General features: G+C 70.8%; 22 protein-coding genes. 5 read left to right on the top strand and 17 right to left on the bottom strand.

Going from position 1 to position 20830, the window contains the following annotated elements; all coding sequences use genetic code 11:
- Positions 1-2: 2 nt before the first annotated feature.
- From queD to ABLE93_RS00340, 3 genes are all read right to left on the bottom strand, one after another.
- Positions 3-359 (bottom strand): 6-carboxytetrahydropterin synthase QueD, encoded by a 357-nt coding sequence (gene queD, locus ABLE93_RS00330; RefSeq protein ID WP_348838429.1) that lies wholly within the window; start codon positions 357-359, stop codon positions 3-5.
- 35 nt (positions 360-394) lie between these two features.
- On the bottom strand, positions 395-1030 hold the full coding sequence (gene queE, locus ABLE93_RS00335; protein ID WP_348837051.1) for a 7-carboxy-7-deazaguanine synthase: 636 nt from the start codon (positions 1028-1030) through the stop codon (positions 395-397).
- A gap of 73 nt (positions 1031-1103) precedes the next feature.
- The gene (locus ABLE93_RS00340) at positions 1104-2255 is read right to left on the bottom strand and encodes an alpha/beta hydrolase (RefSeq protein WP_348837053.1); all 1152 of its coding nucleotides are present in this window, start codon (positions 2253-2255) and stop codon (positions 1104-1106) included.
- 324 nt (positions 2256-2579) lie between these two features.
- Between ABLE93_RS00340 and ABLE93_RS00345 the strand changes: the two genes are divergently transcribed.
- Together ABLE93_RS00345 and ABLE93_RS00350 are read left to right on the top strand one after the other, a co-directional pair.
- Entirely contained in the window at positions 2580-3521 is a 942-nt protein-coding gene (locus ABLE93_RS00345; protein ID WP_348837055.1) for a ring-cleaving dioxygenase, read from the top strand.
- Between the two features lie 187 nt (positions 3522-3708).
- The gene (locus ABLE93_RS00350; RefSeq protein WP_348837058.1) at positions 3709-4218 is read left to right on the top strand and encodes a flavin reductase family protein; all 510 of its coding nucleotides are present in this window, start codon (positions 3709-3711) and stop codon (positions 4216-4218) included.
- Positions 4219-4316: 98 nt separating this feature from the next.
- Here ABLE93_RS00350 and ABLE93_RS00355 read toward each other — a convergent pair whose 3' ends face one another.
- Positions 4317-4952: a MarC family protein gene (locus ABLE93_RS00355; protein WP_348837061.1), complete on the bottom strand. Its 636-nt coding sequence runs from the start codon at positions 4950-4952 to the stop codon at positions 4317-4319.
- Between the two features lie 272 nt (positions 4953-5224).
- Here ABLE93_RS00355 and ABLE93_RS00360 point away from each other — a divergent pair, with 272 nt between their 5' ends.
- Positions 5225-6064 (top strand): universal stress protein, encoded by an 840-nt coding sequence (locus ABLE93_RS00360; RefSeq protein WP_348837062.1) that lies wholly within the window; start codon positions 5225-5227, stop codon positions 6062-6064.
- A 146-nt stretch (positions 6065-6210) separates the two neighbouring features.
- Here the strand turns inward: ABLE93_RS00360 and ABLE93_RS00365 are convergent, their stop codons facing one another.
- The 12 genes from ABLE93_RS00365 to ABLE93_RS00420 form a co-directional block, all read right to left on the bottom strand.
- The gene (locus ABLE93_RS00365) at positions 6211-6651 is read right to left on the bottom strand and encodes an RT0821/Lpp0805 family surface protein (RefSeq protein WP_348837063.1); all 441 of its coding nucleotides are present in this window, start codon (positions 6649-6651) and stop codon (positions 6211-6213) included.
- 154 nt (positions 6652-6805) lie between these two features.
- Positions 6806-8233 (bottom strand): ATP-binding protein, encoded by a 1428-nt coding sequence (locus ABLE93_RS00370; RefSeq protein WP_348837065.1) that lies wholly within the window; start codon positions 8231-8233, stop codon positions 6806-6808.
- Positions 8234-8239: 6 nt separating this feature from the next.
- Positions 8240-8911 carry a response regulator transcription factor gene (locus tag ABLE93_RS00375; RefSeq protein ID WP_348837068.1) on the bottom strand — a complete coding sequence of 224 codons (672 nt, stop codon included), beginning with the start codon at positions 8909-8911 and terminating at the stop codon, positions 8240-8242.
- Between the two features lie 225 nt (positions 8912-9136).
- Positions 9137-9457 carry a hypothetical protein gene (locus tag ABLE93_RS00380; protein ID WP_348837070.1) on the bottom strand — a complete coding sequence of 107 codons (321 nt, stop codon included), beginning with the start codon at positions 9455-9457 and terminating at the stop codon, positions 9137-9139.
- The gene (locus ABLE93_RS00385) at positions 9454-10305 is read right to left on the bottom strand and encodes a glycoside hydrolase family 108 protein (protein ID WP_348837071.1); all 852 of its coding nucleotides are present in this window, start codon (positions 10303-10305) and stop codon (positions 9454-9456) included. Before ABLE93_RS00385 ends, ABLE93_RS00380 begins: the two co-directional genes overlap by 4 nt.
- A gap of 70 nt (positions 10306-10375) precedes the next feature.
- Positions 10376-11701, bottom strand: coding sequence for an SGNH/GDSL hydrolase family protein (locus ABLE93_RS00390; RefSeq protein WP_348837073.1), 1326 nt, complete (start codon positions 11699-11701; stop codon positions 10376-10378).
- Between the two features lie 205 nt (positions 11702-11906).
- Entirely contained in the window at positions 11907-12227 is a 321-nt protein-coding gene (locus tag ABLE93_RS00395) for a spike base protein, RCAP_Rcc01079 family (RefSeq protein ID WP_348837075.1), read from the bottom strand.
- 21 nt (positions 12228-12248) lie between these two features.
- Positions 12249-12950: a DUF2793 domain-containing protein gene (locus ABLE93_RS00400; RefSeq protein ID WP_348837078.1), complete on the bottom strand. Its 702-nt coding sequence runs from the start codon at positions 12948-12950 to the stop codon at positions 12249-12251.
- Positions 12951-12976: 26 nt separating this feature from the next.
- Positions 12977-16882, bottom strand: a complete 3906-nt coding sequence (locus ABLE93_RS00405; protein WP_348837079.1) for a baseplate multidomain protein megatron — start codon at positions 16880-16882, stop codon at positions 12977-12979.
- 132 nt (positions 16883-17014) lie between these two features.
- The gene (locus ABLE93_RS00410; protein ID WP_348837080.1) at positions 17015-17467 is read right to left on the bottom strand and encodes an NlpC/P60 family protein; all 453 of its coding nucleotides are present in this window, start codon (positions 17465-17467) and stop codon (positions 17015-17017) included.
- Complete coding sequence (locus ABLE93_RS00415; protein ID WP_348837082.1) at positions 17464-18354, bottom strand: phage/gene transfer agent baseplate hub protein; 891 nt, start codon at positions 18352-18354, stop codon at positions 17464-17466. Before ABLE93_RS00415 ends, ABLE93_RS00410 begins: the two co-directional genes overlap by 4 nt.
- 7 nt (positions 18355-18361) lie before the next feature.
- Complete coding sequence (locus ABLE93_RS00420) at positions 18362-19003, bottom strand: phage distal tail protein, Rcc01695 family (protein ID WP_348837083.1); 642 nt, start codon at positions 19001-19003, stop codon at positions 18362-18364.
- 109 nt (positions 19004-19112) lie between these two features.
- Here ABLE93_RS00420 and ABLE93_RS00425 point away from each other — a divergent pair, with 109 nt between their 5' ends.
- Positions 19113-19676, top strand: coding sequence for a hypothetical protein (locus tag ABLE93_RS00425; RefSeq protein WP_348837084.1), 564 nt, complete (start codon positions 19113-19115; stop codon positions 19674-19676).
- Positions 19677-20068: 392 nt separating this feature from the next.
- Here the strand turns inward: ABLE93_RS00425 and ABLE93_RS00430 are convergent, their stop codons facing one another.
- Positions 20069-20209, bottom strand: a complete 141-nt coding sequence (locus ABLE93_RS00430; protein WP_348837086.1) for a hypothetical protein — start codon at positions 20207-20209, stop codon at positions 20069-20071.
- A gap of 333 nt (positions 20210-20542) precedes the next feature.
- Between ABLE93_RS00430 and ABLE93_RS00435 the strand changes: the two genes are divergently transcribed.
- On the top strand, positions 20543-20827 hold the full coding sequence (locus tag ABLE93_RS00435) for a hypothetical protein (protein WP_348837088.1): 285 nt from the start codon (positions 20543-20545) through the stop codon (positions 20825-20827).
- The last annotated feature ends 3 nt before the right edge of the window (positions 20828-20830 follow it).

The following is a 20830-nucleotide window of genomic DNA, read 5'->3' on the forward strand; positions in this document are numbered from 1 at the left end:
CCTTACGCCTCGCTGTAATCGGCGAAGGACATGGGCGTCTCGTAGACGCGGACGCGGGCGAGGGCCGGCAGTTCCGGCTTCATCCGCGTCCAGATCCACCCCGCGATGATCTCGGCGGTGGGATTTTCCAGGCCCGCGATGTCGTTGAGGCAATAGTGATCCAGCTGCTTCAGCAGCGGCCCGAAGGCGTTCTCAACGTCGAAGAAGTCGACCACGAAGCCGGTGACGGGATCCACCGGGCCCTCCAGCGTCAGGTCCACCCGGTAAGAATGGCCATGCATGCGCCGGCAGCGGTGGGTCTCCGGCACGTTGGGCAGGAAATGGGCGGCCTCGAAGGTGAAGCCCTGGGTGATCCGCACGCGGCCGGGCAAAGCGCGCGGGGTGGGGCTGGAAGTCATGGAATACCGATCATCTTGTGGGTCTGGACGGACAGGCGCCAGCGCGGATGGGCGAGGCAATAGGCCACCGCATCCTGTGTGTTGCGGAGCCGGTCCGGCCCGTCCATGGGCTGGAGGAAGAAGTGGGTGAAGTCGAGCCCCGCGACGGTGTCGGGGGACAGGCCCGGCTGGGGAAACACCAGCTTCAGCTCCTGGCCGCGGGTCTGGCGCAGGTCCGCGCCGGCCTTGGGGCTCACGCAGATCCAGTCGAGACCTTCCGGCGCGGCAAGGGTGCCGTTGGTCTCCACCGCGATCTCGAAGCCGCGGCCGTGCACCTCGGCGATGGCGGCCGCATCGAGCTGGAGCAGCGGCTCGCCGCCGGTGAACACGACGAAGCGGCGCGCCGTGCCGGCATCGCCCCAGGTGGCGAGAATGGCGTCGGCAAGCGCCGCCGCGTCGGCGAAGCGGCCCCCGCCTTCGCCGTCGAGCCCGACGAAATCGGTGTCGCAGAACCGGCATTGGGCCGCGGCGCGATCCTCCTCCCGGCCGGACCACAGATTGCAGCCCGCGAACCGGCAGAAGACGGCGGCACGCCCCGCCTGCGCCCCCTCCCCCTGGAGGGTGAGGAACATTTCCTTGACTGAATAGGCCATGGCGCGATGCCTTTAGACCGAACGCGCCCGCGGGGGAAGCGCGCGGCCGACATGGCGCCCTTGCGCGAGGGCCCTATTGGGTGGCGACCGCCGGCTGGGGCTTGGCGCCGTCGAGCGCCCGCGACTGGGCCCGCAGGCGCTCCAGCCCGCTGATGCGCACCCCGTCGAGATCGACGCGATCCTGCACCGGGGCTCCCCCCGCCCCGCCGGTGGCGCGGGCGATGGCGCCGCGCAGCTGGGGCGCGATCTCGGCCAGCTGGGCGAACTTGCCGTGGTTGAAGCTGTCCAGCGCCTTCACGTCGGTCATGTCCACCACCACGGCGCCCAGCTCCACCAGCTCGGCATCGTTGGAATACTGGCCGAGGCGTTCCTTCTTGCCGGCGATGAAGTCCGAGAAGCCGAGCGCCTTGTCGTCGCGCGAGACGATGACCACGAAGGGCTTGTCCGGCTTGCCGAAGCGCTTGAGCTGGCTCTTGAACACGTCCACGTCGATGTCGGGGGCGGCGAGGATGATGTTGCCGATCTTGCTCGGCGGCAGGCCCCTGCCGGAAATCCGGATCTGCCGCAGCGCCTCCACCGTCACCCAATTGCCCATGGAGTGGGCGAGAATGCTGACTTCCTCCGCGCCGCTGCCGAAGGCGAGGCGGATGGTCTCCTCAAGCCCGTCGCGCGCGGCGGTGGCGCTGTTGTTGTCGTAGACATAGCCCTCGGTGGTCGCCCGCGACGCCCAGGTGAACAGAAGCGGGATGCCGGGAGCGTCCGAATCCTGCGCCATCTGGGCGAGGCGGTAGAGCGCCTCGGAGAACATGGTGTTGTAGCCGTGCACGAAGATGAAGATCTTGCGCTGCCCGGCCGGCCGGCGGGCGATCTCGGCCTTCAGGTCCTGTATGAACTGCTGGTCGGTGTCGCGATAGACGGCCTCGCGCACCACCATGTCGGTGGCGGGATTGCCGAGCCCGTTCTTGGGCCATTCGATCTCGCCAGGCTTGTGGGCCGGCGGCACCGAGATATCTACCTTGGCGAAATTCAGGGCTGGCGTGCGCTCGCCATTGAAGAAGACGCCGGGACGCGGGTCGCGCTCGCGGGTGGAGGCAACGAGGATGACATGCTCGCGCGCGCCCTCGGCGGTGGCAGAGGTGGGCACCAGCGCATCCGGCCCCGGCCGCCCGGCGCAGCCGGCGATGGCAAGCAAGCACGCCGCCAGCGCGAAAAGCCGCCAGCGCATGCCGGACCGAAATCCCCTCTCCCCCACCATGATACCCTTTGCCTGAGCCCCCAAGACGCCTTCATGGCACAAAGCCTGACCGGACAGAACCGTGATCCGCTCAAATGCTGAATGGGCGCCTACATCCGTGCAGCTTTACCGGCGCTGCGAAGGCAAAATGCATCCGAGCAAGCTCGCAAGCCGGAGTGGTTACACCGTTCATGCATACCCGCAAAGACGGCTTGCGATCGTGGTTATCGCTCCCGGCAGGTCGCGGGCTTATCTGAGGTCCACGCCATTTTGAGGCGGGGCGCTCGCTCGCGGCCCGCCCGGGAGATCCAGGCCATGCAGCTCACCGGACTTCACCACGTCACCGCCATCACCGCGGACGCGCCGTACAACCACCGCTTCTACACCAATACGCTGGGCATGCGCCTGGTGAAGAAGACGGTGAACCAGGACGACGTCTCGGCCTATCACCTGTTCTATGCCGACGGCGAAGCCAATCCCGGCACCGACCTCACCTTCTTCGACTGGCCGGTGGCCCGCGAACGGCGCGGCAGCCATGCGGCGGTGCGCACGGGACTGCGCGTGCGCGACGAGGCGGCGCTGGAATATTGGGCCGGCCGCCTCGCCGACGCGGGCATCATCCACGCCGGCATCGAGACCCGAGACGGCCGCCACCAGCTGCCGTTCGAGGATCGCGAAGGCCAGCGCCTCGCCCTCGTCGTGGACGAAGGAAAGGGTCCCGGCGTCGCCTGGGCGAAGAGCCCGGTGCCGCAGGCCCACCAGATTCGCGGGCTCGGCCCGATCCTTCTCTCCGTGCCCGATCTCGCCCCCACCGCCGTCGTGCTGAAGGACGTGATGGGCATGAAGGAGGTGCGCGCCTATTCCGCCGAGGACGGCCGCGCCGTCCACGTGTTCGAGATGGGCGAGGGCGGCCCCGCCGCCGAGCTGCATGTGAAGGTGGAGCCCGGCCTCCCCCCCGCCGGACAGGGCGCGGGCGCGGTGCATCACGTCGCCTTCCGCGTCACCAGCTTCGACGAATATGACGAATGGGCGCGACGCCTTCAGGAGCTGCGGATTCCCAACAGCGGCAAGGTCGATCGGTTCTATTTCCGCTCGCTCTATTTCCGTGAACCCAACGGCATCCTGTTCGAGCTCGCCACCGACGGCCCGGGCTTCGCCGCCGACGAGCCCGCCGAGCATCTGGGCGAGCGGCTCGCCCTGCCGCCCTTCCTGGAAGGCCGCCGCGCCGCCATCGAGGCGGGGCTGAAGCCGCTCTGACGGCAAGGTCCCCGACCGCCGTCATCGCCCGCCCCGCGCGGCGCGATGACGGGGGCCGGCTACCCGCCGCAGCGTGCGCGAGGTCTCACGCACTATGCTTCGGAAAGCCGCGCCAACGGGAGCCGAGCGCGTGCCATCGAGTGGGATTATGATGGATGGATTGGTCCATTTCAGCGAGTCCGTTTCCATGACGACCATTGATCTCGACGCCCGCCTCGACCCGCGCGAGCTGCGCAACGCGCTCGGCCGCTTCGCCACCGGCATTGCCGTCGTGATGGCCAAGGACGAGCAAGGCCCCATCGGGGTGACGGTGAATTCCTTCTCCTCGGTTTCCCTCGATCCGCCGCTGATCCTGTTCTGCATGGCGCGCACGCTGAACTCGCTGGAGCGGCTGGAAAAAGCGACGGCCTATTCGGTCAACATCCTGCTCGGCAGCCAGAAGGACATCTCCAACCGCTTCGCGCGCGCGGGCGAGGACAAGTTCGCGGACGTGGCCTGGACCGACGGCCGCCTCGGCGCGCCGCTGCTGACGCCGGCCCACGCCGTCTTCGAATGCGTGCCCTATGCCCATTACGACGGGGGAGATCATGTCATCTTCGTCGGCCGCGTGGTGCACATGCATGCGGAGGGCGAGGACGATCCGCTGCTCTATTACCGCGGCAGCTACCGGCTGCTGGCGATGCTCGAGAACAGCTGAACGGGACTGCCTCCCGACACGGATGGCGGGCGGGCGTTGCGGCGCTTCCAGCGCCGCTGCGCCAGCGGGCACGTCTGCCCTCCTTCACCGCCTAGGCGTCAGATGGGCGGCAGGTCGAGCCATTTCTGGAAGGCGTTGAGCACGAGATTGACCGAGAAGGCGGCGAGCAGCATGCCCATGACCCGGCGCAGCAGGCTCGCCCCGCCCTCCCCCATCACCCGCGCGATATAGTCGCTCAGCCAGAAGATGACGAACAGCACGAACATCATCAGCAGCAGCACGGCCACAGTGATGAGGTGATGGGACAGCGGCGCGTCGCGGTTGTTGTCGGAGAACAGCACCATGGCGAGGATCGCGCCGGGCCCGGCGATGATGGGCGTGGCAAGCGGATAGACCGCGAGCTGGGGCAGACGGCGCTCGGGATCGACGGTGATCGGGTGGGCCGACATCTCGCCGAAGATCATGGTCATGGAGAAATAGAACAGGATGATCCCGCCCGAGATCTGGAAGGCGAGGATGGAGATGCCCATCGCCTCAAGCAGCAGCCGGCCAATGAGCGTGAACACCACCAGGATCATGAAGGCGAAGGCCGTGCCCATGGCCGCCACCTTGTGGCGCTCCTGCCGGTTCAGATGGGCGGTGGTGGCCAGGAACATGCTGAGGTGGCTCAACGGCTCGAGCACCACCCAGAGCGTCACCAGCTGGCTCGCGAACAGGTTCAGATCGTCGATCATCGCAGCTCCCCTCAGCCCTTTTAGACCGAGATTCGCCCACGACAAGCGGTAACGGCCTGCTCGTTTCAGCCACGTGCGAACGCCCCGGCTGCTGATGCGAACAGGCGGCAACCTCGGCTGTGGATTCTGCGCCAAACCCAGGTAAGACATCGAGGTCATGCCGGCGCGGGCGCCACTCCGGCGGAGCTAATTCACGTCATGCGGTTGACATGACGCAACGAGAAGCTGGACCGTATCCAGTATTTTGCACCTGAGTGAGGAGGAAAACCCAAATGGTTCATAACATTAAGAGCGTCCTCATCGGCATGACCGAAGAGGGAGTCGACGAGCCGTCGTCCGCCCTCGCCTACGGCCTGTCGATGGCGCAGCAGTCGGGCGCCCACGCCACCATTCAGGCGGCGTCCCTCAAGGTGGTGATGGGCAACACCTTCCTGAGCAACATGGCATCCAACCTCGTCGCCTCCCACAACCGGCGCCTGCGCGAACTCGCCGCCCATGTGGCCGAGCGGGCGCGGGGCGAGGCTGCCGCGGCCGGCGTCGCGGCCAGCGTGGAGACGCCGCAGCTTGCCTACGGCCAGCTGGTCGACCTGTTCATCGCCCAGGCGCGGGTGCACGACGTCGCCGTGCTGGATGCCGAGGTCGCCACCGTCAACGCCGACCGCGGCCTCATCGAGGCCCTACTGTTCGAGAGCGGCCGGCCGGTGGTGGTGGTGCCCCCGGGCGTCGACGTGTTCAAGCACGCCCGCGTCATGATCGCCTGGGACGCCAGCGCCCGCGCCACCCGCGCGGTCAATGACGCCATGGGCATCCTGCAGTCGGCCGCGTCCGTGGAGCTGCTCGCCATCGGTTCCGAGAAGGAGCTGGCGCACGAGGTCCCCGGCGCCGAGCTCGCGCCCCACCTTGCCCGTCACGGGGTCAATGTGGATGTGAAGAACATCGTGGTCGGCCACGACGGGGTCGCCGAGACGCTGCGCGAGCAGGCCTCGCTCATCGGCGCGGACCTCATCGTCATGGGCGCGTTCCACCACTCGCGCATGCGCGAATGGGTGCTCGGCGGCGTCACCCAGTCCCTCCTCGAGGACTGCAAGGTCCCGCTGTTCATGTCCTACTGACCGGGAAAAATCCACGGGCGGCGGCGCGCGCCTCAGGCCGCGTTGAGCCCGCACCCGCTCCGCCTCAGGCGGCGGGTCCACGCCTCCCCGCGTTCTCTCACGAAGACCCGCGCTTCCGCGCGGACGCATCCGCCGGCCCGGCGCCCTCAGGTCACCGGCTGCCAGCGGCCCTCCGCCGTGCGGCAAGCCGCGCCGCGGGCGATCTGGGGCCGGTTGTCGATATAAATCGTGTGGGAATAGTCACGGCAGCTCTGGTAGCCGGCGCGGTTGTAGGGCGGCCCGGCGATGACCGTGCCGCGGGCGTTGCCGTCGCCCTTCCAGCCGATGGGATAGCCGGGACTGCCGGTCTCCAGCGCCGAGATCTCGGCGTCGTAGGCGCGCTGCCGGTCGCCTTCGTCGAGGCCGTTGCCGATGCTGCCGCTGATGAGCCCGCCCGAAACTGCCCCGCTCATGACCGGCGCCGTGGGCAACGCCGCGAGCGCCGCCGTGGCCTTGCTGCCGGTGGCCGAGTCGGTCGCGCAGCCGGACAGCGCCAAGGCGAAGATCGCGGCTGACGCGGAACGGACACGGAACACGCGGACGGTCATGGAGCGGGCCTCACGCGGTACAATGGGGCGAGAATGGGGCGGACGATTGGGGCGATACCGAGGCTGGTCCTTCCTCATAGGCCGGCGCCGCGCTGGCGTGAAGGCGTTTCGCGGCCGCTGTTGCAGCGCTGCGTCAACCCACCGCCCCGCCGTGTCACGCCGGGGGCGGCGGCGCCGCGGCCGCCGGTAGAACCAACTCGGTGCGCAACCCGCCGATGGGCGCGGAGCTGAGCTCGAAGCGGCCGCCGTAGAGCAGCGCCAGCTCATGCACGATGGACAGGCCGAGGCCAGAGCCCGGCTTGGATTCGTCCAGCCGGCGCCCGCGGCGCCCCACGTCCATGCGGCGGGCGGGATCGAGGCCCGGCCCGTCGTCGTCGATGATGACGTGGAAATACACCCGGTCGCGCACGGTGCGGGCCCGGCCGACGCAGACCTCCACCTCCACGCGCGACGACGCCCATTTGCAGGCATTGTCCACGAGGTTGCCCACCATCTCCTCCAGATCCTGCTGCTCGCCGCGGAAGTGCACGTCGTCGGCGATGTGCACGTCGATGGCGAGGTCCTTGGCACGGTGAATCTTCTCCATGGTGCGGGCGAGCGCCGTCACCACCGGAGTCACATCGCAGACGCTCGCCACAACCGAGACGCGGGCGGCCATGCGGGCGCGCTCCAGATGGTGCGCCACCTGGTCCCGCATCACGCCGGCCTGGTCGCGCACCCGCACGGCAAGCGGGTCGTCGCGGGTGCCGGCCTCGTTCATCAATACGGAGAGGGGGGTCTTCAGCGCGTGGGCCAGGTTGCCCACATGGGTGCGGGCGCGCTCGACGATCTCGCGGTTGGCGTCGATGAGCGCGTTCACCTCGCGCACCAGCGGCACGATCTCCACGGGATAGGTGCCGTCGAGCCGCTCGGCCTTGCCGGAGCGCACGTCGGCGAGCACCTGGGAGATGCGCGACAGGGGCCGCAGCCCGAACCGGACCTGGATGATGACCACCAGCAGGAAGGCGCAGGCCAGCACCACCAGCGTGCCCGCGAGCGCCAGGTTGAAGGCGGCGATCTCGGCCTCCAGATCGGCCGAGGCGGCCGCCACCGAGACCACGTAGCGGGCGTCCGCGCCGAGGTCCACGTCGCGCTCGACGATGCGCAGCTCCATGCCGCCGGCGCCGCGGGCATAGCCCTGCCGCATCAGCCCGGGACGCCCGCGTATGCCCTGGTCGGCGAGAAGCGGGAGCGCCGCCTCCACCAGCGAGCGGGAGGTCCGCCGCTCGCGCGCGCCGCCGGTCACCAGGGTGATCTGCCAGTACCAGCCGGAATTCGGGAAGGCGAAGAGCGGATCGCCGAGGGCCACGGGTTCGGGCAGGCGCTCGTCGGCGGCGTTGGCGACCTCCGCCACGATGATCTTGAGGTAGATGTCGAGCTGCCGGTCGAACGCCCGCTCGGCGGCGTTGCGATAAAGCTGGGCGAGTACCAGCCCCACCACGAGCAGCACCACCACGGTGATGGCCATGGCCGAGAGCACGAGGCGGAAGGCCAAAGACCCGGGGGTGTATTCCGGCGGGCGGCCCGCCGCTTGCAACGCCATGGCGCGTCAGCGCGGCGGTTCGGGGGCCGCCAGCAGATAGCCGAGCCCCCGCACGGTCTGGATCACGTCGCAGTCGAGCTTCTTGCGCAGACGCCCGACGAACACCTCTATGGTATTGGAGTCGCGGTCGAAATCCTGGTCGTAGAGATGCTCCACCAGTTCGCCGCGGGACACCACCCGGCCGGCGTGATGCATGAGGTAGGACAGGAGCCGGTATTCGTGCGACGTGAGCTTGACCGGATTGCCGTCCACCGAGACGCGACCCGAGCGGGTGTCGAGGCGGACCGGCCCGCACGACAGCTCGCTGGAGGCATGGCCGGTGGCCCGGCGCAGAAGGGCGCGCAGGCGGGCCAGCACCTCCTCCATATGGAAGGGCTTGGCCACATAGTCGTCGGCGCCGGCATCGAAGCCCTGCACCTTGTCGCTCCAGCGGTCGCGGGCGGTGAGGATCAGCACCGGCGTGGTCTTGCCGGCGCGGCGCCAGCGCTCCAGCACCGAGATGCCGTCGAGCTTGGGCAGGCCGATGTCGAGGACGATGGCGTCGTAGGGCTCCGTTTCGCCGAGAAACTGGCCTTCCTCGCCGTCATAGGCGCGGTCCACCGCGTAGCCCGCGTCGCCGAGGGCTTCGAAAAGCTGACGGTTGAGCTCGGGATCGTCTTCGATCACCAACAAACGCACGGCGCCCCTCCAGCGTTCGACCGGCCCTCCTTAAGACACGGGCGGCAAGAATGACAGAGGCTTGCGCGGCTGTCAGCGGCGATGCCGACGCAGGCCGCGCCCACCTCGCCTCAGCGCCAGCCGCACAGGCGTCGGCCCACGGCATTGTGAGCCTTGGCCTGGCGGATGGTGTCGTCGGTGTCGGCGACGGACCACAGGATCGGCGCGGCAGCGCCGCAATAGACCCTAGTCGCGCCGGAACCCGTCGTCGTCGCGCAGCCGGCCAGCAGTGCCGTCGCGGCGAGCGGCAGCAGCGCGCGCAGCCTCGGCCGCGGCAAGGCTCTTCGTGGCATCGCGCTCTCCTTCCTTGAGGGCATGGTCCCGGCCGGCCTGGGCGCCGCGCCGGTGGGCGAGGATGAGGGCGAGCGCCACCGCGGCCGCGGCCGCCGCCTTCGGCCCGAACAGGCGCAGCAGCAGCACGACGGCGGCGACGCCGGGCAGGCTCCAGACCCACCACGGCAGGCCATAGCCGAGGGTGTCGGCCACGCGTTCGGCTAGGCCGCTCATGCCTTGCCCTGCCCCGGCACCAGATCGAGCGCATCGGCGCGGCGCGCCGCCGCCCGCGCGCTCCACCAGACGTAGGCGAGACCGCCGAGGGTAAGGGCGAGGCCCAGCAGCGTCAGCCCCGCGAAGACCGTCGACAGCGCGGGCGAGGCGGCGGCGTGGGGCTCGATCTGCCGCACCGCCTCCGCCACCGTGGAGGCGATGACGCCGCCGGCCACCGCCCCGGCCCCGGCCTCCGGCTTCGGCGCCGGCCGGGCGCTGGCGAGGGCGCCCTTGGCCGCCTCGCCCTCCCCCACCGGAATGCCGGGCGTGGGCGCCCGCCCGCCGGTGCTCCAGCTGCGACCGAGCTTGCGCACGTCGGCGACCCGCCGTCCCCAGCCCTTGCCGAATACCCGCCAGGTGGAGAGCGCCTTCAGCATGGCGAGGCGGCGGTCGCAGATGGCGTCCACCAGACCACCGGGACCGGTCTCGGCGGCGGCGCGGGCTGCGGCAAGGGTCACCTCGCCCACCTGCCCGTCCGCCGGCACGCCCAGCGCCCGCTGGAGCCATTTGGCCGACTGGGCAGGGCCGGAATTCACCGCGCCGTCGAACACCACATAGTCGATGCCGGCGGGCAGGTCGTCGCCCCGCACCGCGTCCCAATACTGGCGGCGGTAGATCTCCTTGAGCTCGCCGTCCTCGATCTGCCGCACCGGGCGCGGCGGCAGCCCCTTGGCGCGGCGCCAGGCGTCGTAGACGCGCTGGATGATGCCCCGCATGGTCGGCCCACCGGGATCGTCGGGATGGTTGGAATAGCCGCCCTCGTGCACCAGCACCGCGGCCAGCGCCTGCGCAAAGCTCTCTTTCGCCATGGATATCCCCTGAAACGGAAAAGCCCGCGGCGCCGGAGCGCCGCGGGCTGGAACGAGGTCCGCCCCGCCGTCAGGCGGCCGGCAGCTTCCACAGGCCGACGCGGCCCCACTTGATGACGGCGGTGCCGCCCGCCGCGGCCCATCGCGGGCGCAGCCGCAGGTAGAGCGTGCTGAAGCCGGCAGGAATGGTGAGCACGCCCGTCACCATGGTCATCTCATGGTCGGTCTGCACGAACTTGTCGGCGGTGGCCGCCGGGTCGTCCGTGGTGGCCCGTTCCAAAGCGCCGGCCCGGTAGGTGGTGGCACCGGACGTGCTCTCGACGAACATGGAGCAGCCCTTCCAGTTGGCGAGGCCCGACACCGCGACGACGCCGGTGGCGAACACCCTGTCGCCCGCCGCCACCCGCGCATTGAGGTTGGCCGACGAGGGCGAGAGGTTGTCGTCGTTAGCCCCGGTATTGGTGATGGTCAGCACCCAGTCGTTGCCGAAGCCGTCGGCGCGCGCCGCCACCGAGGACGTGCCGAAGCCCGCACCCCAGGTGCCGCTCTTCAAGAGCGACATGCTGGAGGGAATGTCGCCGGTGATGGTGCCGGAGGTGGAATTGACGCCGCCGGTCGCCAGCGAGAACAGCGGATATTTCAGCAGCTGGTCGCCGTAGCCGAGATAATCGTAGGCATCGGCCACCGAACTGACCAGGCGCGGCACCTTGGGCGTGATGCCCTCCAGCGCGTCCTTCACCACCAGCCCCATGTAATAGGCACCCTTGTGACCGGGATGGATGCCGTCGTCGGCCTGGAGATAGCCGGCGCGCGGCTGTGCCGAGGCGCTGGTGGGGTCCACCACCGCCGAGGCGAAGTCCGCCACCACGAGGCCGGGATAGGCCGAAGGCAGCGAGCGGATCCAGCTGTTCATGGTGAAGACGCGATAGACCCGCTCCGTGGTCCACGCCGAATTGCCGGAGAGCGTGGGCATGATCGTCCCGATCATCACCCGGATGCCCGCCGCACGGCACTTCTCGATGGCGGCGGTCACGTTCGCCTTGAAGGCGGCGATGATCTCCGCCGAGGTGCCGACCGAGGCGTTGGCGTCATTGGCGCCGATGAGCATCCAGCACCAGTCCGGGGTGTAGGCGATCACCTTCTCGTCCAGCGTCGCCAGCATCTCCGCCGACTTGGTGGAGCCGACGCCGGCGTTGTTCACGAAGGTGAAGCGGCCGCCCATGAGGGCGTTGGCCCACACCGCGTAGGAGATGTCGAACTGGGTGATGACGTTGTCGGTATAGCCCATCTGCTGGGTGATGCTGTCGCCCGCGATCACCACAGTCTGCGCGCCAAGGGCCGCCAGCCGGCCGACGGCGTCCACGATCGAGATTCCGGGAAGGGTGAAGTCGGTCATTCAGTCTGCTCCGCGTAGACGGGCCGCTGCCGTCCCTCGCCGTCGGTGACGGTGACGGGACGGTGCGCGCCGGAAGGGTCAGTGATGAAGACCCAGCCGCAGCCGGGTGGTGGAAGGGGCAGAGGGACGCTGCGCGGCCGCATGGGGCGTGCGCGGTTCGTCGCCGTCCGCAGGAGATCGGCGCCGGTGCCCAGCATGGCGGGCCTCAGCGGTCCGCGAGGGCATAGATGGACAGGCCCGCGCTGGTGCCGCTCGCCCACACCCGCCGCACCTGGCAGGGCGGCAGGGGCTGGAGCCCCGGCAGGGCGCGCACGTCCACGCTCGCCTCGTCGGGCGTGCCGGCGGTGGTGATGCGGATGGTGGCATATCCGCCGGCCACGTCTTCGGGCACGAACACCCACAGGGCCTTGGCGTAGGGATCGAGGTCGAGGGTGTCGGACGGCGTCACCGGCGCGAGGCGCCGCGCCGGCGAGGACAGGGATGCGGCGAGCCCGTTGAGGGGATCGCGGGCCGGATCATAGGGCATGGGAAGGCTCCGCTCGGAGGATCAGGCGCCGGGAACGGCGAGGAGGAGGAGGTGCAGGCCGACGCGCACGTTGCCGCCGGAAAAGCTGCCGCCGTTGGCGGTGAGGCGCACGGCGGTGGGGGCGTAGACCGCGGTGGGGCCGATGACGCCCATGTTGGTCGCGCCCGCGGCGACGCTGAGGCTGCCGCCGAACTTCGCCGGCTCGCCGGCGATGCCGCAGTCGTAGGAGGCCACCCCACTCGCCGCGACCAGCGTTCGGGTGGAGACGCCGAGCACGATGGCCCGGTCGGGAATGAGCGCCGCGGTCTCGACGAAGGCGCCCGCAAGCGCCACGTCCTCCTCGATCACCCGCGCGGCGATGGCGCCGCGGTGGAGGCTCGCCGCCATGGGTGACACAAACGCGCCGCCGTCAAAGAGCGCGAGGCGCCCCTCGTCGCGGATGAAGGCGAGGAAGCCCGCCGCCAGCGGCAGGAAGTCGAACACCCCCGCCTCAAAGGCGGCGATCGTGCCGTCGTGCCCGGCAAAGGCGCCGGTGGCGCCGGCGGGCACGAACCAGCGTGCGCCCTCCTCCGGCGTCGGCGGCGGCGCCGTCGCTGTGGCGCTTTCCAGCACCAGCTGCACGAAGGCGTCGAGCCGGCGGATCGCCTCGTTGTGGGTGACGTGCTTCTGGGCCTGGGCCGCCGCCATATAGGGCAGCGCCAGGTTCGCCGACTGGTCGGGCATGGCTGGACCTCGGGATGGGGGGATGCTCAGGAACGAACGAGGGCCGTGGCGGCGGCGCCGGGTCCGACGCTGGCGGAGCGCTGGGCGACGCGGACGGCGAGCACCGCCTGCGGCGCGCCGAAATCGGCGATCTCGTCGGCCGCCGGATAGAGCACGGCGGGGACCGTGACCTCGTAGGCGCGGACCACGACGGTCCCGTCGAGAATCTCGACGCGATAGGCCTCGCTCGCCTCGCCCAGAGGCACGTCGAGCGTGTCCCACCCGTCCCCGGCGATGCGGGTGCGGCGGATGAAGGAGAGGGCGACGCCCGCCTCGGTCCGTCGCCCGCGCACATGCACCGGCGCGAGCGGCAGGAGCGCGGTGCCGGAGACGGTGGCGGAGACCTGCGTCACCTCCTCGGCGCCCTGGTCGTCCCGCGCCGAGCCGACGCGATAGACGAAGCTGCGCCCCAGCATCGCGACGCCGCTCGCCACGTTCACCAGCGTGCCGTCGAGACGTACCATGCGCGTGCCCGCGGGCCACGGCTCCGCCCCTGCCGCCTCCGTGCCGGCGAGACCGCGCAGGAGGCCGGAGAGGCGATACGTCGAGGCGTCGATCAGTTCCGCCTCGGTGAAGGCGATGATCTCCATCGGCCGGCCCTCCGCGACCAAGGCGATGCCGTTGGCGCCGGCCAGCACCTCGGCTTCGCTGGCCGAGACCAAGAGCGAGGATTGCAGCGCCACGTCGAGCCGGGTGGCGCGGTCGAAGCGCCACAGCGGCCCCGGCGCCAGCGGCCCGAGCAACGTGCCAAAGGTGGCGGAGGCGGTCACCGGCGCCAGCGCCTCGAAGCTCGCCCCGTCGCTGGAGCGCCAGACCACCAGCGTTCCCGGCCAGGGCGAGGAGGCGGCGGCGATCCATTGCAGCGGCACCGGCTCGGCCTCGGACAGGGCGGGCAGATCGAGCACCATCACGGCGGGCGGGCCGGAAGCGCCCGGCAACGCCACGGCGCCCCTCCCGCTCGCGCCGAGGGCGGCGTCGAACACCTCCGGCTCGACGCTCTTCGCGGTGACGGCCAGCGCCTCCGCCTCCTCCACCGCCGTCACTTCCAGAAGGCGCGTCCGGCCGTCGAAGGCGAGGCGCAGCATGTCGCCGGGCACCACGGCGAGGTGTGAGGGCGGCAAGGTGAAGCTCGCGGTCTCGCGCCCCGCCCACAGGTCCTGCAGCCACACGTCGGCGGCGCGGACCATGACCGCGTCGGAGGCCACCACCGCCAGCTCCGCCTGGGTCGCGTGCCGGCTCGCGCCGGCGAGGCGGCGGGACGAGACGGTGGCGCGGCGAAAATCCTTCAGCCCGTCGACGAAGCCGAGGGTCACCTCCAGCGGCAGCTCGCTCTCCTGGGCGCGCGTCACCTGCACCAGCGGGGCATCGTCCGACCACACCAGATCGTCGGTGCCGATGTCGGTCACCGGCCCCTGCCCGCGCGGGCGGAACACCATGCGCCCGTCCGCCTCCCCCGCCTCGAAGGCGAAGGCGCGGGCGAGCGGCTCCAGCGCGGCGCGCGCCGCCATGGGCTGCTCCACCACATAGCCTTCCACCGCGCCGGCGAGGGCGGAGCTGTCCACGTCGCCAGCACCGAAATCCGTGGCCAGCGTCGCCACCAGCGCGTCCAGCGGCGCGCCGCCGAGGCGGCCGGTGAGCCAGTGGCCGCTGGCCCAGTTTGCCCCATCCGCCCACACATCGTCGGCATAGGGGAATTGGGGATAGGGCCGCGCATCCCACGTCCAGAGAAAGACGCCGCCCTCCTCCACCATGCGGCCGTCGTAGAGGGCGGCGGGCGGATTGTCGGCATCGTCCGCCCCGGCATCGGGGTCGAAGGTGGCGAGCACCGCCTCCAGCGCCCGCCGCTGGATGAGATCGTCCCGCGCGCCGGTGGAGAAGGGTGGCAAGAGGTTCTCGGCGGACTTCGCATCGGGGAAGGCGCTCGGGCGGTTGGCGCCCTTGTCCACCGCCGGGCAGCCGGCCTCCATCAGGCGGATGGGCTTGGCCCCGGGCGCGAACGCGGTGGGGAATGCGCTGCGCACTCCGCCGATGCGCTCGTGATGGGCATTGGCCCACCACGACCACAGGTCCTTCTGGCGGAACACCCAGGGCTCGCCGAAGGCGCCGTCGGCGATGGGGCTGCGCGCCTGCGCGGCGCGGGCGGCAGCGTCCGCATAGAACCAGTCGAACGCCTCGCCGCCCCGCAGGTTGGCCTTCAGATAGGCGCGCTCGTGCGGCGTCGCGGCAAGGGCCGCATCGAGATGCGCGCTGCCGTCGCGCCAGTCGGCGAGCGGCGGGTAATAGTCGATGCCGACGAAGTCCACCGCCGGCGCCCCCCACAGCCCATCGAGGGGGAAGCGCACGTCGCCATTGGCCAGCACCTGCGCGCCGTATTCCGTCCAGTCCGCGGCGTAGGAGACGAGGATGTCCGGCCCCACCACCGCCTTCACGTCGGCCGCGAGGGCAGCCAGTGCCTCGGCAGCCGGAAAGGCGCCGGCGTCATCGGTGAGGCGGGTGAGGGCCGCGAGCTCCGAGCCGATGAGGATCGCCTCCACGCCCCCCGCCGCCACGGCGAGATGGGCATAGTGCAGCACCATCCGGCGCAGGCTCCATTCCTCCGGACCGTGATAGACGACGCTGGAGCCGATGCGGGTGAAGTCGTCCGGCGCGGCGGCGCCAAACAGCGCCTCCACCTGTGCGCGGCATCCGGCCGTCCCGTCCGCCGTGCCCGGCCGCCCCGGCGCCGGATCGCACACGATGCGCCCGCACCAGGGATGGGCGGGCTGGTCGGGGGCGCCGGTCCAGGGATCCGGGCGCGCGTTGCCGGCGGGGATGTCCATCATGACGAAAGGATTGAGCGTGACCTTCAGGCCCGCCTCCGCCATCCGCCGGATGGCGCGCACCACGCTGTCGTCGGACGGGGTTCCGCCATAGGCGGCGCGGCCGTCATATTGCGAGACGGCGGGCGCGGAGAGACGCGTCTCGCCGCCCACGCTCCAGATTGCCGGTGCGGTGAGCTTGGCGAAGCGTTCGCACTTGGGGCGCACCGCGCACGCACCGGCGCGCAGATCGTCGCCGAACCAGGAGACGACGAGGGAGACCCGCTGAAGGTTCGGGCAGGCGCCGAGCAGCTGGTCGAGGGAGGCCTCGAAATCGCTGACGAAGGTGGAGACGTGCCGGTTCTCGGGGCTGTAGCTGGCCTCGCCATGGACCTGCCGGATGGTCCGCGGGTCGTAGCCGAATTCGGTGGCGCCCGGGATCACCGTCACCGCCTTCACCTGGCGCTCCAGCGCGCCGATGGCGCGCTCCACCTCCACCGTCACCTGCGGCAGGCGGTTGCCGTAGTCGGTCAGTTCCAGGTTCTGGAACACGATGTAGGCGACGCCGCGATAGGCCGGCGTGCCCGCCGCGCCCTGCTTCGCCTCGATGAAGGGATCAGGGGCCTCGTCGGCGCCGCCGAGGTGGAAGGTGAGGTGCAGGCGGCGGGTGTCGAGCAGCTTGCCGTCGGCCCAGATGCGGCCGATGCGCGAGACCGGCCCCTCGCACAGCGCCACGGCGAAATTGCCGTAATAGGTGTAGGTGGTGGTGGAGGCCGAGAGGCTGCCGCCCTTGCCGCCGAGGGACTGGGTCTCCTCCTTCTTCACCTCCTTCAGCCGGGTGGCCCAGATGACCTGGCCGGCGAGGCGGGCGCGGCCGTAGAGGCGCGGCAGCGGCGCGCCGGCGGTGGAGGCCATCACGTCGAGATCGGTGAGGCGCGGGCCCTCCGCGCGGCGCGCGCGGTTGCCGCCGAACAGCACGCCGTCGACGACCGAGCCGCCGAGCGCGCCGAGGGCGCGGCCTGCCACCGCGCCGATGGGTCCGAACAGCGCGCCGCCGATGAGGCCGCCGGCCGCGCCGAGAAGCAGCGTCGCCATGAATGGCTCCTGGGTAAGCGATATGCGGATGGCGTGCCGCGCGTTGCAGCCGACAGCGATCACCGGCGCGGCGGCGGGAGAGGCGGACAGTCAGCGCGGAGGATTGCCGCGGACCGGGACGGAAGGATGCCCTCACCGTCCGTCCGGGAAGGCGAAGGCATAGGCCAGCCGCCGGCGCCACCAGGGCGACAAGGCGGTCTCGCACACGCTCGCGCCGTCATAGGCGTGGATCATCCGCGCGCCCGGCGCGAGGATGGCCGCGTGCTTGGCCGGCAGGTGCGCGCGGAAGCGGAACAGCAGCACGTCGCCAGGAGCCGCCGCATCGAGCGCCACGGGCACGAGGCAGCGCCCCGCGGCCTCGGCCAGCGTCTCCCGCCGGCCGGCCTCTGCCCAGTCCGGCGCATAGGGCGGCAGCGGCTCGGGCTCGGCCCCCACCACGGCGCGCCAGACCCCGCGCACGAGTCCCAGGCAATCGGCGCCGTGGCCCTTCAGCGAGGCACGGTGCAGATAGGGCGTGCCGATCCAGGCGCGGGCCTCGGCGAGGACGGCCGCGCGCGCCGGCGAGAGGGGCGCGGGCGCGCTCATTCCAACAGGCTCCCGTCGTAGCCGCCCTCGCCGGGAATGGCGACGGTGATGACGAAATCATTGCCTGGCATGTGCGGAAAACCGCGAAAGTTCAGCGCGTTGGCGAAGCGGTCCCGGCAGGTGGCAAAGCGCTTGTCGCAGCCGGCGGTGAGCGCGATGGCATCGCCCGGCACCACGTCTGCCGGTGGGCGCTGCCACAGGCGCAGCACCGCGCCTTCCGCATCGACGAGGTGCGCCTTGACCTCGGTGGAGAAGCCCGCCGCGGCACCGCTCACGATCAGCGCCTTGCCGCGGGCGAACGCTTCTGCGGCGAAGGCGTCGAGACCGCTGACGCGCAGCCGCAGCGCGCCCTGCACCGCGCTCACCACGGCGGTTGCGGCGTAGGCCGGATCGGTGAGATCCACGCCGCAGCGCGCGTCGCCGAGATCGGCATCACAGGTGACGGTGAAGAGGCGCCCGCGGGTCTGGTTGAAGGCATCGGCGAGGCCGCGGATCTCGGCGGTGAAGGCGCCGTCGGCGCAGCGTACCTCGCCGATGGTGCCGCGCCTCAGCAGCACGTGCTGGGCGGCGTCCTGCCAGTTCACCAGAAGGAGGTCGATGGCGGCGCCGTCGTAGCAGCCGGCGGCGAGATCCGAAGGGTCGAGGGCATCGGCGCTGAGCGCGCCGGAGAGTTCCGCGCCGGTCACCGCAAGGCCCGACGCGGAACTGCTCTGCGAGCCGGAGATGCCGGACGCCGCGAGGCAGGTGAGCCCCTCCACCAAGAGGTCGCGATCGTGGTCGGTGAAGCCCAGCACCACGCCGTCGCGGCGGGTGATGCGCCAGGCCCGGCAGAGGGTGGTGACGCCGCCTGCGAGATGGGCGGCGAAAGCGGGATCGAGGGAGCGCATCGCGGCCTCACACACGGATCTCGATGACGGGGATGCGGGGGATGTCGCCCGCGGCGAAGGCGGAGAGATTGACCTCCAGGAAATCGGTGTCGAAACGCACCGGAACATCGAAGGCAAAGCCCGCGCTCACCACCGCTTCCGGCGCTGGCGCGGCGGCCAGCGCGAAGCTGATTTCGCCGCGCGTCGCATCGATGGAAAAGTGTGCGCCTTCAACCTGTTCGATGCCGTTGACGGCGACGCGCACGCTGCCCGCGACGGGCTTCGAGATGGCCCGCAGATAGGGCGCGTGGAGCGCGCCATAGGCCTTCGTGAGAGGGAATATCGTGCGCGCGCCGTCGCCGGTTCCGAGACGCTGGTCGAGGGGGGTGATCGCATCGCCGTGGAGCGCCGAGGAATGGTCGAGACGATCGCGCCAGCGGAAGCCGTGAAGGCGGCCGCGGCGCTCCTCGAAAAAGGCCACGATCTCGGCCAGCGCAGCGAAGCTCTTCACCCCGTATCCGGCGTCCCAGCGCCGTCGCGAATCAGCGAGGCGCGTGTTGCGCTCCTCGCGCCCCGAGGCGGTGGTCACCACCTCCGTGACGCGCTCGGGACCGCCCGAAGCGCCCAGTGCGACCTCCAGGGGGAACAAAATCTCATGAAAGGTGGCCATATGATGCCCCTATTCCCCAATTCTTGGGCGAAAACAGTAGAGACGGCCTTGACATAGTTGAACGTGACGCCTTGACTTTCCGATGCCCCGTTGAGCATGGAGCGAAAGCATGGCTACCAAGCCCGCCAAGAAGCCGGCCGCCGCCGCCGAGAAACCCGTCGAGAAGAAGGCCCCCGCCGCCAAGGCCGCCGCCCCCAAGGCCGCTGCCAAGGCTGCTCCCAAGGCCGCCGAAAAGAAGCCTGCCGAGACCAAGACCGCCGCTCCCAAGGCTGCGGAAAAGAAGCCCGCCGCCGCGAAGGCTGCCGCCCCCAAGGCAGAGGCGAAGGCCCCGGCCAAGAAGGCCGCTGCCCCCAAGGCTGCGCCGAAGGCCGCCGCTCCCAAGGCTGCTGCGAAGCCCGCCGAGGCTCCGGCCGCCAAGAAGGCTCCCGCGCCGAAGGCTGCCAAGGCCGCCGCGCCCAAGGCTGCTGCTCCGAAGACCGCGGAGAAGAAGCCCGCCGCCAAGAAGGCCGCAGCGCCCAAGCCCGCCGCAGCTCCCGCTCCCGAGGCCAAGGCCGCCGCGCCCAAGGCCGCTGCCAAGCCCGCCGCCAAGAAGGCCGCTGCTCCGAAGGCCGCTGCGCCCAAGGCCGCCGCCCCGAAGGCTGCGAAGGCCCCCAAGGCTCCCGCGAAGAAGTGATCTTCGCCTCCTGATGGCGGACGCGGACCGCACGGTCGCAGCGCCGCCGCCGGAGCACAGCACCAGATGTCGCCCACGGGCGGCAGCGACGAGGCGATGACGTCCCGGCCTCCGGGGCGGATCAAGCGAGAGAATCCGGCGCGCAGGTCGCGGCAGGGTGTCGGCAGGCTTCCATGGAAGACCCGTCTTCATGTCCCGCCCGGCACGGTGGTCGGAACACCATTCCGCGGGACGCGACAGCCTGCGGGCGGAACGGTCGAGGTGGGGTTCGGACCCGAGGGCACGGCGAGAGGGGCAATGCCGCATGCCACGGGAACCAGGTCACCGCCTTTCACGGATCGCCCTTCAGGTGCAGCAGCCCGCAGGAGGTGCAGCCCATCAGGTGAACCCCATCAGATGAGCACGCCGCGGCGACGTGCGCCGAGGCCGGCGATCAGCCCCAAGGGTGGATCGCGGATAAGAACCGTGTGGATGGCCCGCAGCGCGTGCAGCCCAGCTGCCGCGGATTCTGCGGGCATCGGATTTTTCAGCATTGTCTTATCGTTAGGTCACTTGGGTCGGGGGCGCAGGGCGTGTGCCGGGGATTTCCCGGCAGGCGCCGTCGCGCTATGGTCCGCGCCTGCCCGCCTCCTGCGGCGGGTGCCGGAACCTATGCCATGACTCGCCCCGCGCGCCGCGCTGCCGGCCACCCCTCTGCCGCCTCCCGCGCCATCGCATCCGCGTTTCCCGCGTTCGTGGTCCCCGCGTCCCTACGCCTCGATAGCCGCGTCGCGGCGATTGGCGCCGGGCCGGCTGCCGGCGCGTCGCGGAGCGTCGTGTCTTTGTGTGCGGGCCCCGTCCTTCGCGCCTGCGGTGGCAGTCTCGCGATGCTCGCGGTCGCGCTGGTGGCGGGCGCTGCGCCCGCCGCGGCGCAGGCCCCGGCAGCCGGAAAGGCGGATACGACCTGCGCGGCCTATGGCGCGGATTTCAAGCGCGTGCCCGGCTCGGACTCCTGCGTGCGCACCGGCGCGGCCGTGCGCACCGACGTCTATGGCGGGCAGGCCCTGAGCAGCGCACCGAACCAGTTCAGCGCCACCCCCACCGCCCCGCCTGCTTCGCCCCCACAGCCTTCCCTCGCCGTCCCGGCCGACCCGTGGAAGAGCGCGCGCTGAGGC

It is taken from the genome of Xanthobacter pollutisoli (assembly GCF_040044995.1).
In the GTDB taxonomy this organism is placed as follows: domain Bacteria; phylum Pseudomonadota; class Alphaproteobacteria; order Rhizobiales; family Xanthobacteraceae; genus Xanthobacter.

Coding starts and splice junctions, on each gene's coding strand:
- ABLE93_RS00380 (WP_348837070.1), bottom strand. CDS start 9,457: ATGAGCGGCCTAGCCGAACGCGTGGCCGACACCCTCGGCTATGGCCTG.
- ABLE93_RS00415 (WP_348837082.1), bottom strand. CDS start 18,354: ATGCGCTCCCTCGATCCCGCTTTCGCCGCCCATCTCGCAGGCGGCGTC.
- ABLE93_RS00370 (WP_348837065.1), bottom strand. CDS start 8,233: ATGGCGTTGCAAGCGGCGGGCCGCCCGCCGGAATACACCCCCGGGTCT.
- ABLE93_RS00360 (WP_348837062.1), top strand. CDS start 5,225: ATGGTTCATAACATTAAGAGCGTCCTCATCGGCATGACCGAAGAGGGA.
- ABLE93_RS00345 (WP_348837055.1), top strand. CDS start 2,580: ATGCAGCTCACCGGACTTCACCACGTCACCGCCATCACCGCGGACGCG.
- ABLE93_RS00355 (WP_348837061.1), bottom strand. CDS start 4,952: ATGATCGACGATCTGAACCTGTTCGCGAGCCAGCTGGTGACGCTCTGG.
- ABLE93_RS00340 (WP_348837053.1), bottom strand. CDS start 2,255: ATGCGCTGGCGGCTTTTCGCGCTGGCGGCGTGCTTGCTTGCCATCGCC.
- ABLE93_RS00395 (WP_348837075.1), bottom strand. CDS start 12,227: ATGCCCTATGATCCGGCCCGCGATCCCCTCAACGGGCTCGCCGCATCC.
- ABLE93_RS00410 (WP_348837080.1), bottom strand. CDS start 17,467: ATGAGCGCGCCCGCGCCCCTCTCGCCGGCGCGCGCGGCCGTCCTCGCC.
- ABLE93_RS00350 (WP_348837058.1), top strand. CDS start 3,709: ATGACGACCATTGATCTCGACGCCCGCCTCGACCCGCGCGAGCTGCGC.
- ABLE93_RS00400 (WP_348837078.1), bottom strand. CDS start 12,950: ATGCCCGACCAGTCGGCGAACCTGGCGCTGCCCTATATGGCGGCGGCC.
- ABLE93_RS00385 (WP_348837071.1), bottom strand. CDS start 10,305: ATGGCGAAAGAGAGCTTTGCGCAGGCGCTGGCCGCGGTGCTGGTGCAC.
- ABLE93_RS00420 (WP_348837083.1), bottom strand. CDS start 19,003: ATGGCCACCTTTCATGAGATTTTGTTCCCCCTGGAGGTCGCACTGGGC.
- ABLE93_RS00435 (WP_348837088.1), top strand. CDS start 20,543: ATGCTCGCGGTCGCGCTGGTGGCGGGCGCTGCGCCCGCCGCGGCGCAG.
- queE (WP_348837051.1), bottom strand. CDS start 1,030: ATGGCCTATTCAGTCAAGGAAATGTTCCTCACCCTCCAGGGGGAGGGG.
- ABLE93_RS00365 (WP_348837063.1), bottom strand. CDS start 6,651: ATGACCGTCCGCGTGTTCCGTGTCCGTTCCGCGTCAGCCGCGATCTTC.
- ABLE93_RS00390 (WP_348837073.1), bottom strand. CDS start 11,701: ATGACCGACTTCACCCTTCCCGGAATCTCGATCGTGGACGCCGTCGGC.
- ABLE93_RS00405 (WP_348837079.1), bottom strand. CDS start 16,882: ATGGCGACGCTGCTTCTCGGCGCGGCCGGCGGCCTCATCGGCGGCGCG.
- ABLE93_RS00425 (WP_348837084.1), top strand. CDS start 19,113: ATGGCTACCAAGCCCGCCAAGAAGCCGGCCGCCGCCGCCGAGAAACCC.
- ABLE93_RS00430 (WP_348837086.1), bottom strand. CDS start 20,209: ATGCTGAAAAATCCGATGCCCGCAGAATCCGCGGCAGCTGGGCTGCAC.